The sequence below is a fragment of the Pseudomonas sivasensis genome (genome assembly GCF_013778505.1).
Classification (GTDB): Bacteria; Pseudomonadota; Gammaproteobacteria; order Pseudomonadales; family Pseudomonadaceae; genus Aquipseudomonas; species Aquipseudomonas sivasensis.
In genome coordinates this window covers 67,703-85,405 of record NZ_JAAOWU010000020.1, presented here as the reverse complement: position 1 = coordinate 85,405, position 17,703 = coordinate 67,703, and the positions used below count along the sequence as shown (strand labels likewise).

Genomic DNA, 17,703 nt, shown 5'->3' with positions numbered 1-17,703 from the left:
CTCAACGGGGTGGTGGTGTGCGTCAAAGGGCGGGATGTTAACACGTCAGACGGCATCAGCTTTGCTTGTAGCCCCGCACTTCATCCACGCCACGGTTGGCCAACTGGTCGGCACGCTCGTTGCCGGGGTGGCCGATGTGACCACGTACCCACTTCCAAGTGATGTCATGGCGATTGCATTGCTCATCGAGCAGTTGCCATAGGTCGGCATTCTTGACCGGTTCTTTGGCGGCGGTCTTCCAACCGCGCTTTTTCCAGTTGACCATCCACTCGTTGATGCCCTTCATCACGTACTGCGAGTCGGTCACCAGCAGTACGTTGCAACGGCGCTTGAGTTCTTCAAGGCCGCGAATCGCGCCCATCAATTCCATGCGGTTGTTGGTGGTGTTGGCTTCGCCGCCCCACAGTTCCTTCTCGACGCCCTTGCACACCAGCAACGCGCCCCAGCCGCCGGGGCCTGGGTTGCCCTTGCAGGCGCCATCGGTGAAGAGTTCTACGGTATCGGTCATCGGTTACATCCATCAAAACAGGCGGGATCTGAAATCAAAAAGGTTTTACGGTTCGCTTTGCTTGCGATTGACCTTGGCCATCGGCATCGGCACCAGCTTGCCCATGGGCTGGCGGGGCACCTGGCGCACTGGCCGCAGCCCGACCACAATCTTGCGCGCTACTAATAAATAGAAGCCGCCGCCCGACAGTTGCCAGGCACCCGCGCGGCGTTCCCAGCCGGCCAGGCGGGCCTGCCACTTGGTCGAGGCAAGCGGCGGACGATAGCACCCGAAGCGGCGTTTCTCCAGCGCGAAGCCCAGCAGGTTCAACCAGTCCGCCACCCGCGACGGCGAGATGCAGCGCGCCTGGCGAAGGCCATCATGAGCGAACACATGGCGCAGCCCCCAACTGCTCCAGGGGTTGATACCAACAATCAGCAAATGGCCACCAGGGCGCACGCTGCTCGCCGCCTCGCGCAGCAACCCGTGAGGCGACAGGCAGAAATCCAGACCATGCTGCAACACCACCACATCGGCAGCGTGCTCGCTCAACGGCCAGGCCTGTTCCTCACAAACGATCTCTACTCCCGGCAACGGCGCACCCAGGCGCACATTGCGCTGCACATGCGGCGCAGAGGGCGGCGTCTGTGCCGAGGGACCGTAATGCACGAGGTAACCACCAAAGAAACGACCCAACTCGTCTTCGAGCATGCGCCGTTCTTCATCCAGCAAAAATTGCCCGATGGGCCCGGACAGCCATTCGCGGGCCGCGCCGATCAGGGCCAGCCACTCAGGATCGGCCTGGGCGAACGCTTTATCAGTCATTGCATTCTCCAACTCGCCTAGACGTTCTAAGATGCACCAATGTGTTCAGCTTGGCGAATCGAAGAATGATACAGATCAGTGCTCTGCCCGCCTTCACCGATAACTACATATGGTTGCTACAGGACCCGCATACCCAACGTTGCGCGGTGGTCGATCCCGGCGATGCCGCTCCGGTACTGGCCTGGCTTACGCAACATCCGGAGTGGACCCTGAGCGACATCCTGATCACCCACCATCACCATGATCACGTGGGTGGCGTCGAGCAACTCAAGCGCGTGACCGATGCCAAGGTCTACGGACCGGCCAACGAGCAGATCCCGGCGCGGGACGTCGCCCTGCAGGATAACGATTGCATCAACGTGCTCGGCTGGGACTTTGACATCTATACCGTGCCAGGCCACACCCTCGGCCACATCGCCTTCTATCACCAGGGCGTACTGTTCTGTGGCGACACCCTGTTCGCCGCCGGCTGCGGCCGCCTGTTCGAAGGCACGCCGGAGCAGATGCACACTTCCCTTGAGCGCCTGGCCGCACTGCCCGCCGACACGCTGGTGTACTGCACCCACGAATACACACAAAGTAACCTCAAGTTCGCCCAGGCAGTGGAACCGGACAACGCCGACATCGCCGAACGGGTGGAAATCGTCCGCCAACTCCGGGCCCGTGGTGAGATAACACTGCCCTCCAACCTGGCATTGGAAAAACGCACCAACCCTTTTCTGCGTACTTCTGAAACATCCGTTAAACAAAAAGCGGACGAACGGAATGGCCGCGACAACCGCTCTGGGGCCGAGGTGTTTGCTAGCTTGAGGGCTTGGAAAGATAAGTTCTAAGACGATGCAATCTGATACGTAATTTCTGAATGGTTGACCGGAACCAAAGTGCTTTCTAGAATCGCCCGACATTTTTGCCCGGAACTTACTTCCAGCCAATGTCGTCATCTATTCGTAAATCCAACCATTCAGACGCATTGACCCGCCTGGCTCAAGCTGTGGCGGTGGCTGTGTCCGCAACGCTGGCGGGCTGCCAATCGACCAATTTCACTGCACAATCCACCGTGCAACCCAAGCCCAACCTTACCGCCAAAATCAAACAGAAACCCGTCATCTGGCTTTCAGAAAGGCCTGCTCCCGAAGTACCGCAGGATGTCTGGGAACGCATGCGACGGGGCTTTCAATTGCAGGACAACGTTGGCGTCAACCCGCGCATCGAGCAACAGCGCCTGTGGTTCGCCAGCAACCCGTCCTTCCTGGAGAACGCCGGCGAACGCGGCAGTCTCTACATTCATTACATCGTCGAACGCCTTGAAGAACGCAACATGCCCCTGGAGCTGGCGCTGCTGCCAGTGATCGAAAGTGCCTACAACCCAATGGCCTATTCGCGCAGCGATGCCGTCGGCTTGTGGCAGTTCATCCCCTCCACCGGGCGCTACTTCAACCTGCGCCAGACCCGCGCCTATGATGGCCGCCGCGACATTACCGCCTCCACCACCGCCGCCCTGGACTACCTGACCCGTCTGCACGACATGTTCAACGGCGACTGGCTGCTGGCGCTGGCAGCCTATAACGCCGGCGAAGGCACGGTGAGCCGGGCGATCGAGCGCAACGAGAAGCTCGGTCTGCCCACCGACTACTGGAACCTGCCCCTGCCCCAGGAAACCAAGGATTACGTGCCCAAGTTCCTGGCGCTGTCCCAGGTGGTGCTGGCCCCTGAGGCCTACGGCGTCAACCTGAACCCGATTGCCAACACGCCTTACTTCGAAGTGGTAGAAGTCAAACAGAGCATGGACCTGTCACGGGTCGCTGCGCTGGCTGAAATCGATGAAGACGAGCTGTTCCAGCTCAACCCGGCCCTCAAACAACGCACCACCCTGGATGGCCCGCAGCATCTGTTGGTACCGAGTTCCAAGGCGCAGTTGCTGACCAGCACCCTTTCGACGATGAAGCCTGAAGAACTACTGGCGATGCGCCCGAAGAAACAGGTCTTCGACGAAGTTGAGACCGCACGGGTTGCCGGCCGCAGCCGAAGCTACAAGGTGCGCAGCGGCGACAACCTCACGCTGATCGCCAAGGCCAACAAGGTCGATGTGCATGACCTGCAACGCTGGAACAAGCTTAACGGCCAGGCCCTCAAGGTTGGTCAGACCCTGGTGATGCAGGACACCCGCCGCGCAGTAGCCAGCAGCAAGAAGCCGGTGCAGTACAAGGTCAAGAAAGGCGACTCGCTGTACATCGTCGCCAAGCGTTTCAACGTCGAGATGCAACATCTCAAGCGTTGGAACCCGCGTACTGGCCAGGCGTTGAAGCCGGGGCAGATGCTGGTAGTTTCCGGGCCGCGTTAAGGCTTTCAGAACACTGTAGAACCAATGTGGGAGGGGGCTTGCCCCCGATATCGGTGGATCAGCCAATGAATCTGGTGGCTGACAAACTGCTATCGGGGGCTAGCCCCCTCCCACACTCAATCTCCAGTGTTCCCAACCGGCTTTTTCCAACCGGAACAAGCTGTTACTGTACCGACCATAAAGCCCAAGCCGCCTGGATCGGATCTCTGACTTGAAGCGTCCCCTCCTTCTACTAATAAGTCTGGCCTTGAGCTTTGGTGCGAACGCGACGATTACCGAGAGCCACGGGTATACGCAGTTCGGCAGGCTCAAATACCCAGCCAAATTCACCCACTTCGATTGGGTAAATCCTGCAGCGCCGAAAGGCGGGACCTTGCGGGTCATGGCATTTGGCACCTTCGATACGCTCAACCCCTACACGTTCAAAGGCTCAAGCCCGGTTTCAACCCCCAACTTCCTGCAATACGGCGTCAATGAGCTCAACGAACCATTGATGGTCGGCACCGGCCAGTACGCGCCATCCGGCGATGAGCCCACCTCAAGTTACGGATTGATTGCCCAATCGGTGGAGTACAGCGAGGACCGCAGTTGGGTAGTGTTCAACCTGCGCCCGGAAGCACGCTTTCACGATGGAAAGCCGATCACCGCGTATGACGTGGCGTTTTCCTATCGCACCCTGCTGACCGAAGGCCACCCGCAGTACCGCACCAACCTGCAGGAAGTGGCGCGGGTGGACATCCTCAACCGTCACCGCATCCGCTTTGTATTCAAGCGCGCCGGCAACCCGCTGCTGATCCTGCGCCTGGGCGAGTTACCGGTGCTGCCCCAACACTATTGGAAAAACCGCGATTTCAAGGCGACCACCTTCGAACCGCCGCTGGGCAGTGGGCCTTACCGTATCAGCAAGGTCACGCCTGGGCGCCAATTGGTGTTCGAACGGGTCAAGGATTACTGGGGCAAGGACCTGCCGGTCAACCAGGGTTTCTATAACTACGACAAGGTCGAGGTGGAGTTCTACCGCGACAGCGACGTGGCCTTCGAAGCCTTCAAGGCCGGCGAGTTCGACATCTATATCGAGCACCAGGCCAAGAATTGGGCGAATGGTTACAACTTCCCGGCGGTGAACCGGGGTGACGTGATCAAGGCGCAGATCGCTCACCAGATCCCCACCCAGAGCCAGGGCCTGTTCATGAACACCCGCCGGCCGACCTTCAGCCAGACCAAGGTGCGCGAAGCCCTGGGGCTGATGTTCGACTTCGAATGGACCAACCGCACGCTGTTCAGCAACGCCTACAAACGCACTTTGAGCTACTACCCCAACAGCGAGTTCGCGGCGACCGGCGTACCCGTGGGCCACGAATGGCTGATGCTCTCGCCGTACCGCGAGCAATTGCCGGCGAACCTGTTTACCCAAGCCTTCAGCCTGCCGCAGACCGACGGGCGCGGCATCCCCCGTGAAAACATGCGCCGCGCCCTGTCGCTGCTGGGCGAAGCCGGGTGGAAGCTGTCGGGCCAACGCCTGCTCAACAAGGACGGGCAACCGCTGCGCTTCGAGATTCTGCTGGTCAATCCGAACCTGGAGCGCATCCTGCAACCCTATGTCGAGAACCTGATCAGCATCGGCATCGACGCGCGGCTGCGCACCGTTGACCGCGCGCAGTACAAGCATCGCCTGGATCAGTTCGACTTCGACATGATCCTGATCACCCTCAATCAAACCCTGAGCCCCGGCCTTGAGCAGTGGCAGTACTTCCACTCCAGCCAGGCCGCAATCAAGGGCAGCAAGAACTACGCGGGCATCGCCAACCCCATCGTCGATCACCTGCTGGAACAACTGCTGGCCGCCCAGACTCGCGAAGAACAACTGGCCGCCGGCCGCGCCCTGGACCGAGTGCTCCTGTGGCAGCACTACAGCATTCCCAACTGGTACCTCAACTATCATCGCCTGGCGTACCGTAACCGGTTCGCCTTTGTCACCACGCCGCCCTACAGCCTGGGCCTGAGCGCGTGGTGGCTGAAAGCGTCGGAGAAAGCCCAATGATGTCTTTGCGTACTTCACTGTTTGCCGGCCTGTTGCTGTGCTCCGCAGCCCACGCGGCGCCGCAACATGCGCTGACGCTCTACAACGAGCCGCCGAAATACCCCGCCGACTTCAAGCACTTCGACTATGTGAACCCGGATGCCCCCAAGGGCGGCACCTTCCGCGAATCGAGCATGGGCGGCTTCGACAGCCTCAACCCGTTTATCAGCAAGGGCGTGCCGGCCGACAACATCAGTCTGATCTACGACACCCTGGCCATGCAGAGCCTGGACGAACCCATCACCGAATACGGCCTGGTCGCCGGCAAGATCGAAAAAGCCCCGGACAACAGCTGGGTGCGTTTCTACCTGCGCCCCGAAGCGCGGTTCCACGACGGCCACCCGATCCGCGCCGAAGACGTGGTGTTCACGTTCCAGGAACTGATGAAGGAAGGCTCGCCGATCTACCGCACCTACTACGCCGATGTCGATGAAGTGGTCGCCGAAGACCCGCTGCGGGTGTTGTTCAAATTCAAGCGCACCAACAACCGCGAGTTGCCACTGATCCTCGGCCAACTGCCGGTACTGCCCAAGCATTGGTGGGCCACGCGGGACTTCGCCAAGGGCAACCTGGAGGTGCCGCTGGGCAGCGGGCCGTACAAGGTGGCCGAGGTCAAGGCCGGGCGCATGATCCGCTACGAGCGGGTCAAAGACTACTGGGCCAAGGACCTGCCGATCACCAAGGGTTTCTACAATTTCGATAACCGCATCACGGACTACTACCGCGACAGCACCGTGTCCCTGGAAGCGTTGAAGGCCGGGCAGTTCGACTACTGGCTGGAATTCAGCGCCAAGAACTGGGCCAACGCCTACAACATTCCGGCAGTGACCCAGGGGCGGTTGATCAAGGAAGAGATCCCCAACGGCAACCCCACGGGCATGCAAGGTTTTGTGTTCAATACGCGCAAGGCGATGTTCCAGGACGTGCGCGTGCGCAAGGCCATCAGCCTGTTGCTGGACTTCGAGTGGAGCAACAAACAGCTGTTCAACGGCGCCTACACCCGCACCCGCAGTTACTTCGAAAATTCTGAAATGGCCGCCACCGGCCTCCCCGGCCCGGATGAGCTGAAAATCCTCGAGCCCCTGCGCGACAAAATCCCGGCCGAAGTCTTCACCCAGGCCTTCGAGCCGGCCAGAACCGACGGCAGCGGCATGATCCGCGCCCAGCAACGCGAGGCCTACCAACTGCTGCAGGAGGCCGGCTGGCGCATCGTTGATGACAAGATGGTCGACACCACGGGTAAACCTGTGACCATCGAGTTCCTGCTGGCACAGACCGAGTTCGAACGCATCCTGCTGCCCTTCAAGCGCAACCTGGCGGACCTGGGCATCGACCTGGTAATCCGTCGGGTGGACGTCTCGCAGTTCGTCAACCGTGTCCGCTCTCGGGACTTCGACATGATGGTGGGCAGCTTCCCGCAGTCCACTTCGCCGGGTAACGAACAACGGGAGTTCTGGAAGTCTTCCAGCGCCGACAAGCCTGGCAGCCGCAACTACATGGGCCTCAAGGACCCAGCAGTGGACCAGTTGGTGGAAGAACTGATCGACGCCGATTCGCGCAAAAGCCTGGTAGCCCATGCCAAAGCACTGGATCGCGTGCTGCAGTTTGGCTACTACGTGATCCCCAACTGGCACATCAAGACGTTCCGCGTGGCGTATTGGGACCACCTGGGGCACCCCAAAGTCCCGCCGCGCTACGACGTGGGCACAGCCACCTGGTGGAGCAAACCCAATGTCAAACCTGCCGTCACCTTGGACACAGACACGAACGCCGATTCGGCGAGCGGAGGCGATTAAATGCTGGCCTATATTGTTCGCCGCCTGTTACTGATCATCCCCACGCTGTTCGGGATCCTGCTGATCAACTTCATCATTATCCAGGCCGCCCCCGGTGGTCCGGTGGAACAGATGATCGCCAAGCTTGAGGGCTTTGAAGGCGCCACCAGTCGCATTGCCGGCGGCGGCGCCGAAGTCTCGGTGGCCGGTTCCAGCAGCTATCGCGGCGCCCAAGGTTTGGACCCGGCGCTGATCAAGGAAATCGAAAAGATGTACGGCTTCGACAAGTCGGCGCCGGAACGCTTGTGGATCATGGTCAAGAACTACGCCCAGCTGGATTTTGGCGACAGCTTCTTCCGTGACGCCAAGGTCATCGACCTGATCAAGGAAAAGATGCCGGTGTCCATCTCCCTCGGGCTATGGAGCACGCTGATCATGTACCTGGTGTCGATCCCCCTGGGGATCGCCAAGGCCACGCGGCATGGCAGCCATTTCGACGTGTGGACCAGTTCGGCGATCATCGTCGGCTACGCGATCCCGGCGTTTTTGTTCGCCATCCTGCTGATCGTGGTATTTGCCGGCGGCAGTTACTTCGACTGGTTCCCGTTGCGCGGGCTCACCTCCAACAACTTCGACGAGTTGAGCTGGGGCGGCAAGATCCTTGACTACTTCTGGCACCTGGCATTGCCCATCACTGCGCTGGTCATCGGCAACTTCGCAACCATGACGCTGCTCACCAAAAACAGCTTTCTCGACGAGATCAACAAGCAGTACGTGGTCACCGCCAAGGCCAAGGGCCTGACCAACCACCGCGTGCTCTACGGCCATGTGTTCCGTAACGCGATGCTGCTGGTGATCGCCGGGTTTCCGTCCGCGTTCATCGGGATTTTCTTCACCGGCTCGTTGCTGGTGGAAGTGATCTTCTCCCTCGACGGCCTGGGCCTGATGAGCTTTGAAGCGGCGATCAACCGCGACTACCCGGTGGTGTTTGGCACGCTGTTTATCTTCACCCTGCTGGGGCTGATCGTGAAACTGATCGGCGACCTCACCTACACCCTGGTCGATCCGCGTATCGACTTCGCCAGCCGGGAGCATTGAGATGAATCTATCCCCCCTCAATCGCCGCCGGTTCGAGCGTTTCAAGGCCAACAAACGTGGCTGGTGGTCGCTGTGGCTGTTCCTGATCCTGTTCGGGCTGAGCCTGGGCGCGGAGCTGATCGCCAACGACAAGCCGCTGGCCGTGCACTACGACGGCGACTGGTATTTCCCGGCGCTCAAGCGCTACCCGGAAACCACCTTCGGCGGCGAATTCCCACTGGAAGCCAACTACAAGAGCCCGTATATCCAGGAGCTGCTCAAGGCCAAGGACGCCTGGACTCTGTGGGCACCGATCCCGTTCAGCTATCAGAGCATCAACTACGACCTGAAAGTGCCGGCCCCCGCGCCGCCCTCTTCCGTGAACCTGCTGGGCACCGATGACCAAGGCCGCGATGTACTGGCGCGGGTGATCTACGGGTTCCGGGTTTCGGTGCTGTTTGCCCTGACCCTGACCATCCTAAGCTCGATCATTGGCGTGATCGCCGGAGCCTTGCAGGGTTTCTATGGCGGCTGGGTCGACCTGGCCGGGCAGCGTTTCCTGGAAATCTGGTCCGGGCTGCCGGTGCTGTATTTGCTGATCATCCTCGCCAGCTTCGTGCAGCCCAATTTCTGGTGGCTGCTGGGCATCATGCTGCTGTTTTCCTGGATGAGCCTGGTGGATGTGGTGCGCGCCGAGTTCCTGCGTGGGCGCAACCTTGAATACGTGCGTGCAGCCCGGGCACTGGGGATGCAGAACGGCGCGATCATGTTCCGCCACATCCTGCCCAACGCCATGGTCTCAACCATGACCTTTATGCCGTTCATCCTCACCGGCGCTATCGGCACCCTGACCGCACTGGACTTCCTCGGCTTTGGTCTGCCAGCCGGCTCGCCATCTCTGGGTGAACTGGTAGCCCAGGGCAAATCCAACCTGCAAGCACCGTGGCTGGGCATGAGCGCGTTTGCCGTGCTGGCGATCATGTTGAGCTTGCTGGTGTTTATCGGCGAGTCCGCTCGCGATGCCTTCGACCCGAGGAAATGAGATGAATCAGGACAATCTGATCGAAATCCGCGACCTCAGCGTCGAGTTTGTCACCGGCGAGCATCACCACAGGGTGGTCAACAACGTCAGCTTCGACATCAAACGCGGCGAAACCATCGCGCTGGTCGGCGAAAGCGGCTCTGGCAAGTCGGTGACCGCCCACTCGATCCTGCGCCTGCTGCCCTACCCCTTGGCACGGCACCCGAGCGGCATCATCCAGTACGCCGGACAAGACTTGCTGACCCTCAAGGAAAAGACCCTGCGGCACATTCGCGGTAACCGCATCGCAATGATCTTCCAGGAGCCGATGACCTCGTTGAACCCACTGCACTCCATCGAGAAGCAGATCAACGAAGTGCTCGGCCTGCACAAGGGGCTGACCGGCAAGGTTGCCACGCAGCGCACCCTGGAATTGCTCGAACTGGTGGGCATTCCCGAACCGCACAAGCGCCTAAAGGCCCTGCCCCACGAGTTGTCCGGCGGTCAGCGCCAGCGGGTAATGATTGCCATGGCATTGGCCAACGAGCCGGAACTGTTGATCGCCGACGAGCCGACCACGGCCCTCGACGTGACCGTGCAGTTAAAAATTCTGGAGCTGCTCAAGGAGTTGCAGGCACGTCTGGGCATGGCCTTGCTGCTGATCAGCCACGACCTGAACCTGGTGCGGCGCATTGCCCATCGCGTCTGTGTGATGCAGAAAGGTTGCATCGTAGAACAGGCCGAATGCGAGACGCTGTTCCAGTCGCCGCAACACCCTTACACCCAGGAATTGCTGGCGGCCGAACCCAGCGGTGGACCGGCCAATAATGTGGTCGGGCCGCCGCTGCTGGAGGTCGATGACCTGAAGGTGTGGTTCCCGATCAAGAAGGGCTTTTTGCGCAACACCGTCGATTACGTCAAGGCGGTCGATGGCATCAACTTTAGCCTGCCCCAAGGGCAAACCCTGGGCATCGTCGGCGAAAGTGGTTCGGGCAAATCAACCCTCGGCCTGGCGATTTTGCGCTTGATCGGAAGCAAAGGTGGGATTCGCTTCGAAGGCCAGCAGCTTGACCGCCTGACGCAACAGCAGGTGCGCCCGCTGCGCCGGGAAATGCAGGTGGTGTTCCAGGACCCGTTCGGCAGCCTGAGCCCGCGCATGAGCGTCAGTGAGATCGTTGGTGAAGGTCTGCGCATTCACAAAATGGGCACGCCGGCCGAGCAGGAAGCGGCGATTATCGCGGCGCTCAAGGAAGTGGGCCTGGACCCGGAGTCCCGCCATCGCTACCCCCACGAATTTTCCGGCGGGCAACGCCAACGCATCGCCATCGCCCGCGCGTTGGTGCTCAAGCCGCGCCTGATCCTGCTGGACGAACCTACCTCGGCGCTGGACCGCACGGTGCAACGCCAGGTCGTGGAATTGCTGCGCAGCCTGCAGGCCAAGTACAACCTGACCTACCTGTTCATCAGCCATGACCTGGCGGTCGTGAAGGCATTGAGTCACCAATTGATGGTGGTCAAGCATGGCCAGGTGGTGGAACAAGGCGATGCGCGGGCGATTTTTGCTGATCCGCAGCACGCGTATACCCGGCAGTTGCTGGAAGCGGCGTTCCTCGTTCCTGCCTGAATGCACGCAGACCTAATGTGGGAGGGGGCTTGCCCCCGATGAGGGATTGTCAGCTGATGCAGCTGTGGCTGACCCACAACAATCGAGAGCCCCCCCTCCCACCTTCAGCCCTACTCCTTTAAGCCTGCCTAGTAGCGAACCAATATCATTTGCGCTCACCCCATCCTTTTGCTTTAATCGCGACCAATTCTTATTTACACCGTTTCTCTCGCGCTGGATGGCTAGTGTGTCGACCTCCTTCACCCACCTCTACGGCACCCACCACGGCTGGCTGCTCGGTCTGTTGCGCAGACGCCTGAACGACCGCTGGGATGCCGCCGACCTGGCCCACGACACCTTTATCCGCTTACTCAGCCGCCCACCGACCGAGACCGATCACGCGCGCCAGCGCTCCTACCTGGCCACCATCGCCCGTGGTTTGTGCATCGACCATTGGCGACGTCGCCAACTGGAAAAAGCCTGGCTCGACAGCCTCGCCCTGCGTCCCGAAAGTACCCAGCCGTCGCCGGAACAGCGGGCAATCATCGTCGAAACCCTCTACGAAGTGGACGCCATGCTCGCCCGCCTGCCGAGCAAGGTTCGCGAAGCATTCCTGCTGGCCCAACTGCATGGCCTGCCCTACAAAGCCATTGGCGAGCAACTGGGCGTGGGCGAACGCATGGTCAAGAAATACATGGCCCAGGCCTTGCTGCATTGCGCGATCCTCGAAGCCGAGCTGGATGGGATGCTGGTGCAATGAATACCCCCGGCAAGCTCAGCCATGCCAGCCTGGAACAGGCCGCGCACTGGTACGTGCGCCTGCAGGACCAAGGCAGCGCCCAGGAGCAGCAACGCTGGCAGGCCTGGATGGCGCAGAACCCGGAGCATCTGGCGGCCTGGCAGTATGTGGAGCGCGTCAGCCAGCGTTTCGCGCCGCTGATGGACCAAGCCCCGAGCGCCAGCCGCGCCTTGCGCAGTTCGCGGCGCCAGACACTCAAAACATTGCTGGTGTTGTGTGCCGGTTCAACCCTGGCGTGGGGCACTTGGCGCAACACCGCCCTGCCCCGGCTGGTGGGCGGCTGGAGCGCCGACTACGCCACCGGCAGCGGCGAGACCCGCGATGCCGTGCTGGCCGATGGCAGTCATGTATGGCTCAACGCCCTGAGCGCGCTGGATGTACGCTTCGATCCCCTGCAACGCCTGTTGCACCTGCGCTTTGGCGAAGTGCTGATTGATACGGCCAAGGACGCCGGCCGGCCCTTCCTGGTAGACACCGAACACGGCCGCCTGCAGGCCCTGGGCACTCACTTCAGTGTGTTGCAAGGCGAAGACCACACTGAGCTCAACGTCTTTGAGGGCCGGGTGCACGTGCGCACCGCCAGCCAGCAGGTGCGCATCATCGACGCCGGCCAGCAAATCGCGTTCAACCGCGATGGCTTCAACACAACCACCGCGGTATCCCCCGCGCGTGAAGCCTGGAGCCGTGGCGTGCTGCTGGCCGACAATTTGCCCCTGGGCCAGTTGGTGGCCGAGCTCAACCGCTATCGCACCGGCCACCTGGGCTGTGACCCGGCGGTGGCGCACTTGCCGGTGATGGGTTCATTCCCGCTGATGGACAGTGACCACGCTCTGCATCTGCTGCAAGCCGCGCTGCCGGTTCGGGTCGATCGGCTGATGCCATGGTGGGTCACCGTCGGCCCACGGTAAGTTTTTCCCCGCCGCCAGTTCCCTTTTTCAACACTCGTTCGGTTAACCCTGTAGACGCTTTCAATTCGCCGATCGACTTGATCCAAAGGGAAACATTCATGTCGCAACCTGCTCGCTTCGCGCTGCGCCCATTGGCGCTGGCCACTTCGCTGTTTTGCCTCGGTGTGCCGGTGGTGCATGCCGCCGAATCGCCTTCGACCCAGGAGACCACGCGCAGCTACCGCATCGCTGCTGGTTCGCTGATCAGTGTGCTGAACCGCTTTGCCGAGCAGTCGGGCATTTTCATTGCCGGCCACAACAGCCTGGCCGCCGGCAAGACCAGCCCTGGCCTGTCGGGCAACTACACCGCCGCCAGTGGCTTGCAACACGTGCTGCAAGGCAGCGGCTTGCAGGCCCTGCCCCAGGGCAACAATGGCTACGTGCTGGAACTGATCGCGGCCAGCACCGGGGCCCTGGAGCTGGGCGCTACCACCATTTCTGGCCAGGACTTGGGCGCTACCACCGAAGACACCCACTCCTACACCACAGGCTCGATGGCCTCGGCCACCGGTCTACCGTTATCAATGCGTGAAACCCCGCAATCGGTCACCGTGATCACCCGCCAGCAGATGGACGATCAGGGTTCCAATAGCATTGCCGATACCCTGCGCCGCGCCCCTGGCGTGAGCGTGCAGAACTACGACAGCGAGCGCTGGGAGTTCTCCAGCCGTGGCCTGCCGATCACCAATTTCCAGTACGACGGCGTCAACTCCACCTACGACGGCGTGTACGACTACGGCACCACCAGCACCGACATGGCGGTGTACGACCACCTGGAAATCATCAAAGGTTCGGCTGGCCTGTTAAGCGGCTCCGGCGACCCGTCCGCCACCGTCAACCTGATCCGCAAAAAGCCCACCAAGGACTTCAAGGCCTCGGTCACCCAGACGTTCGGCTCTTGGGACAACTACCGCACCGAAGGCGATATCTCCGGCTCTTTGACCGAGTCTGGCAATGTACGCGGGCGCTTTGTCGGCGTGTATCAGGACCGCCAGTCCTACCTGGACCATTACCAGAACACCAAGGACATCGCCTACGGCATCCTGGAAGCGGACCTGACGCCCGACACCCTGCTGACCTTTGGCATCGACCAGCAGAACACTCGCTCGCGCGGCGCCAGTTGGACCGGTTTCCCGATGTACTTCAGCGACGGCTCGCGCACGAATTTCTCGCGCTCGTTCAACCCAGCCGCCGACTGGAGCCGCCGTGACTTCCAAAACCAGACGCTCTTCGCCTCGGTACAGCACAAACTGGCCAATGACTGGTCGCTCAAAGTCAGTCTCGACCGCAAACGCAGCCAGCACGACACTCTTTTGGCCTCCGCCAGCGGCGGCAACCCGGACCCGGTCACCGGCGACGGCATGTACATGTTCATGGGCAAGTACAAGGGCGACCAGGTGCAGAACACCCTGGACGTCAATTTCAGTGGACCGTTCAGCCTGTTCGGCCGCGAGCATGAGTTGATCATGGGCTTCATGGCCACACGCTCGAAACAGGACGTGCCGGTGTACGGCTCGATCTACCCCGGCGTGGGCGGCAGCATCTTCGACTGGCAAGGTGAATACGCCAAACCGAGCATCCCACGCAGTGGCCAGAACGATATCGTGCAACGCCAGACGGGTGCCTACCTGGCCACTCGTCTGAAGCCTACCGATGACCTGTCGGTGATTCTCGGCACCCGCGTGAGCAATTTCAGCGGCACCGACAGCACCGACTTCTACGACCCGACCCAGACCGACAACCGCACCACCTACCACCAGAGTGGCGTGGTCACGCCGTACGCCGGGATCGTCTATGACCTCAACGACACCTGGTCGGTGTACACCAGCTACACCCAAATCTACCGACCACAAACCAGCAAAGACGCTGACCGCAAATTACTCGACCCCGTGGAAGGCCAAACCTACGAAGCCGGGCTCAAGGCCGCGTTCTACGACGGTCGCTTGAACGCCAGCTTCGCCGCGTTCCGCATCGAACAGGACAACGTGGCCGAATATGTCTCAGGCTTCGATACCGACTCGATTTACCGCCCCATCGCCGGCGCGACCACCAAGGGCGTTGAAGCCGAACTGTCGGGCGAGGTGCTGGACGGCTGGAATATCGCCGCCGGCTACACCTACCAGCACACCCGCGATGCCGATGACGGCTACGTGTACAGCTCGGTGCTGCAGACCACCACGCCACAGCAAGTGGTGCGCCTGTTCAGTTCCTATCGCCTGCCCGGCGCACTGGAAAATGTCACCGTGGGCGGTGGCGTGAACTGGCAGAGCGCGTTCTTCGGCAACGTGTTCCAGCCCGATCCGAGCGATACCGTCAACTTCGGCCACGACTCGCGCATCACCCAGGACAGCTACTACCTGGTAGACCTGATGGCGCGCTACCGCTTCAACGAGCACCTGAGCACCACGTTGAACGTGAAGAACCTGTTCGACAAAAAGTACTACACGGGCCTCGGCAACTTCGGCACTGGTTTCTACGGCGAACCGCGCAGCCTGCAGCTGGCGACCAAGTGGGACTTCTAAGCTGACGCCATTGGCGGCGTGTGTAATGATCATCCCTCGTTCTTCCAAGGGATGGAGCCACCGCTATGTCACCGGACACTTGCGCGACACACTCGCCCCGCTTCTGGCGTGACGAGCGCTTGCCGTTCATAGAAGCGCGGACCATCGCCGACGGGCGCAAGGTCACTTACACCCGTCACGCCCATGAGCATTTTTCTATCGGCGCGATCACCACCGGACGCAGCTATTACCACTACGGCGCCGAGACCTTCCAGATCAGCGTCGGCACGGTGGTATTGATGAACCCTGGCGACGTGCATGCCTGCAACCCTATTGAGAACGAGCATTGGTCCTACCATATGCTCTACCTCGATACCCCGTGGCTCACGAACCTGCAATACCAACTGGGCTTCAGTACCGAACAGGGTTACCGGCCATTCAATACGCCCCATACCCGCGACCCGGTGTTGTTCAGCGGCCTGTTGGCGCTGTACAGCACATTGGTGGACGAACAGGCCGAACTGCTGCAAAAGCAAAGTGCACTGATCAGTTATTTCAGTGAAGTTCAGCAGCGCCTAAACCCATCGCTTACGCCAGTGCGGGAGGTGAACCACAAGCTGGAACGCGCCGCCGAATTCATCCGCGCGCACTGCACCCTTGCGTTGAAACTGGAAGATATTTGCCAGGCGGCCGAGCTGTCGCCGTCGTACCTGATCCGCGCGTTCAAGCAGTATTACGGGCTGACGCCCCATGCGTTTGTGGTCAATGAGCGTATCCAGTTTGCCCGCAGCCAATTACGCCAGGGCGAACTGATCGCCGATGTGGCCCTGGCCGCAGGCTTTGCCGACCAAGCGCATTTCCAGCGTGCCTTCAAACAGCACTTCGCCGCCACGCCCGGCCAGTACCGCGACCGGCTCAAGCCATCAGCAAATAACCCACACTGGCCACCAGCAACGCGGCCATTGAGCGGTTGAACACGCGCACGCCCTGGGGGTTACTCAAGTAGCGGCGCAGGAAGGTGCCCGCATAGGCCCAGCACGCCACCGACAGGTAACAGATCACCAGGTAGAGGCTTGCAAACAGCCACACCTGACCGGCGTCGCCATCGGCCACGAACAGGCCCATTCCCGCCACACAAGCCAGCCAGGCCTTGGGGTTGAGCCATTGCATAATCGCGCCGTAAAGCATTGATGGCGCAGTGGCGGTGCCCTCGGCGTCCAGGCGGCCATCATCGACGGCCAGTTTCCAGGCCATGTACAGCAAAAAGGCCACGCCGCCCCATTGAATCAATTGGGTCAGGATTGGCCAGCGCACCAACACTTCATGCAGGCCCAGGCCGATCAGCACCAACAGCAGGGTGAAACCGACGGCAGCGCCGAACACGTGTTTCTGGCTGGCGGCAAAACCGAAGCGCGCGCCGGAACTCAGGGCCACGACATTGACCGGTCCCGGTGTGATAGAGGTGGCCAGGGCGAAGGCGGCCATGGAAATAATCAAGCTCATTGCGGATCCCTTTTTATGGTGATGCATGAAGAGGGATCCACGGTATAAGGCCGAGCCGAAACGGTATTGAACAAAATCACCCTGGCCCCCAGTCCCGCGGCGAGGCTGCCTCAGCGCTGCGCAGGAATGCGGATATCGCCCTCCCGGCATTGGGTTTTCACACTGCGCGGGCAGCCGGCGAACGCCAGCTCCTTGGTCAGGCAGACGCGCACTTCCGACAGCACCTTGCCTTTGCAGATCACGGCCAACCCATGATTGCCCATGCGCGGGTTGCTCTCGCGAAACAACGCCTCGATCTCACGGGCAGGCAACGAAGGCGGTGTATTGAACGGTTGCAGTTGCGGCGGAATGGCGACAACGCCCAGTGCCACATCGGTCTTTTCCAGATATGCCATTGGATCCAGCCCACTGCAAGTACCGTGCTTGGCCCATTCGTGCTTGAGCAGGGAACGCGTGGGAAACAGCGCCGCGCCCTTGTCCATCTCTTCGCGAGACAAGCGTGACTGGGAATCACAGGACGCCGGCCACCCGCCCTTCGCGTATTGCGGCCACAGACCGTGAAGCACAAAACCGTAGCCTTTACCTGAACACTGTTCGTTATCCGGGTGCGTCAGGCAAAACGTCGGCGACCATGACAGCGACAACACGTAGAAATCAAACTCTCCAGGCGTGCCCTGACTTCTTGGGGCCGCCATTGCGCCTGTAGCGAGCACAAGGCACAACACCATCCAGTATCTCATCCGT

The 17,703-nt window shown here is 60.8% G+C and carries 15 protein-coding genes; 11 read left to right on the top strand and 4 right to left on the bottom strand.

Going from position 1 to position 17,703, the window contains the following annotated elements:
- Positions 1–55: 55 nt before the first annotated feature.
- Entirely contained in the window at positions 56–508 is a 453-nt protein-coding gene (rnhA, locus tag G9Q84_RS25065) for a ribonuclease HI (RefSeq protein ID WP_017738572.1), read from the bottom strand.
- A gap of 45 nt (positions 509–553) precedes the next feature.
- On the bottom strand, positions 554–1,312 hold the full coding sequence (locus tag G9Q84_RS25060; RefSeq protein WP_181644254.1) for a class I SAM-dependent methyltransferase: 759 nt from the start codon (positions 1,310–1,312) through the stop codon (positions 554–556).
- 65 nt (positions 1,313–1,377) lie between these two features.
- Here G9Q84_RS25060 and gloB point away from each other — a divergent pair, with 65 nt between their 5' ends.
- The 11 genes from gloB (at position 1,378) to G9Q84_RS25005 (ending at position 16,430) form a co-directional block, all read left to right on the top strand.
- A complete protein-coding gene (gloB, locus tag G9Q84_RS25055) occupies positions 1,378–2,145 on the top strand; it encodes a hydroxyacylglutathione hydrolase (RefSeq protein ID WP_181644253.1) in 768 nt (255 codons plus the stop codon).
- A 98-nt stretch (positions 2,146–2,243) separates the two neighbouring features.
- Positions 2,244–3,653, top strand: coding sequence for a lytic transglycosylase domain-containing protein (locus tag G9Q84_RS25050; RefSeq protein WP_181644252.1), 1,410 nt, complete (start codon positions 2,244–2,246; stop codon positions 3,651–3,653).
- A gap of 211 nt (positions 3,654–3,864) precedes the next feature.
- Positions 3,865–5,694, top strand: a complete 1,830-nt coding sequence (locus tag G9Q84_RS25045) for an extracellular solute-binding protein (RefSeq protein WP_181644251.1) — start codon at positions 3,865–3,867, stop codon at positions 5,692–5,694.
- Positions 5,691–7,529: an extracellular solute-binding protein gene (locus tag G9Q84_RS25040; RefSeq protein ID WP_095185934.1), complete on the top strand. Its 1,839-nt coding sequence runs from the start codon at positions 5,691–5,693 to the stop codon at positions 7,527–7,529. Before G9Q84_RS25045 ends, G9Q84_RS25040 begins: the two co-directional genes overlap by 4 nt.
- Positions 7,530–8,606, top strand: coding sequence for a microcin C ABC transporter permease YejB (locus tag G9Q84_RS25035; protein WP_032885816.1), 1,077 nt, complete (start codon positions 7,530–7,532; stop codon positions 8,604–8,606).
- A 1-nt stretch (position 8,607) separates the two neighbouring features.
- Positions 8,608–9,627, top strand: coding sequence for an ABC transporter permease (locus G9Q84_RS25030; RefSeq protein WP_032885814.1), 1,020 nt, complete (start codon positions 8,608–8,610; stop codon positions 9,625–9,627).
- 1 nt (position 9,628) lies between these two features.
- Positions 9,629–11,230, top strand: coding sequence for an ABC transporter ATP-binding protein (locus tag G9Q84_RS25025; RefSeq protein ID WP_032885813.1), 1,602 nt, complete (start codon positions 9,629–9,631; stop codon positions 11,228–11,230).
- Positions 11,231–11,447: 217 nt separating this feature from the next.
- Positions 11,448–11,969 (top strand): sigma-70 family RNA polymerase sigma factor, encoded by a 522-nt coding sequence (locus G9Q84_RS25020; RefSeq protein ID WP_122754354.1) that lies wholly within the window; start codon positions 11,448–11,450, stop codon positions 11,967–11,969.
- A complete protein-coding gene (locus tag G9Q84_RS25015; protein WP_181644250.1) occupies positions 11,966–12,916 on the top strand; it encodes a FecR domain-containing protein in 951 nt (316 codons plus the stop codon). The genes G9Q84_RS25020 and G9Q84_RS25015 overlap by 4 nt, the downstream gene beginning before the upstream one ends.
- Positions 12,917–13,014: 98 nt before the next feature.
- Positions 13,015–15,477, top strand: a complete 2,463-nt coding sequence (locus G9Q84_RS25010) for a TonB-dependent siderophore receptor (RefSeq protein ID WP_181644249.1) — start codon at positions 13,015–13,017, stop codon at positions 15,475–15,477.
- Between the two features lie 65 nt (positions 15,478–15,542).
- Complete coding sequence (locus G9Q84_RS25005) at positions 15,543–16,430, top strand: AraC family transcriptional regulator (RefSeq protein ID WP_095185938.1); 888 nt, start codon at positions 15,543–15,545, stop codon at positions 16,428–16,430.
- Here the strand turns inward: G9Q84_RS25005 and G9Q84_RS25000 are convergent.
- Together G9Q84_RS25000 and G9Q84_RS24995 are read right to left on the bottom strand one after the other, a co-directional pair.
- Complete coding sequence (locus G9Q84_RS25000; protein WP_032885806.1) at positions 16,372–16,959, bottom strand: LysE family translocator; 588 nt, start codon at positions 16,957–16,959, stop codon at positions 16,372–16,374. The two genes, G9Q84_RS25005 and G9Q84_RS25000, sit on opposite strands and share 59 nt — an antisense overlap.
- Before the next feature lie 110 nt (positions 16,960–17,069).
- A complete protein-coding gene (locus G9Q84_RS24995) occupies positions 17,070–17,699 on the bottom strand; it encodes a ribonuclease T2 family protein (RefSeq protein ID WP_181644248.1) in 630 nt (209 codons plus the stop codon).
- Positions 17,700–17,703: the final 4 nt, after the last annotated feature.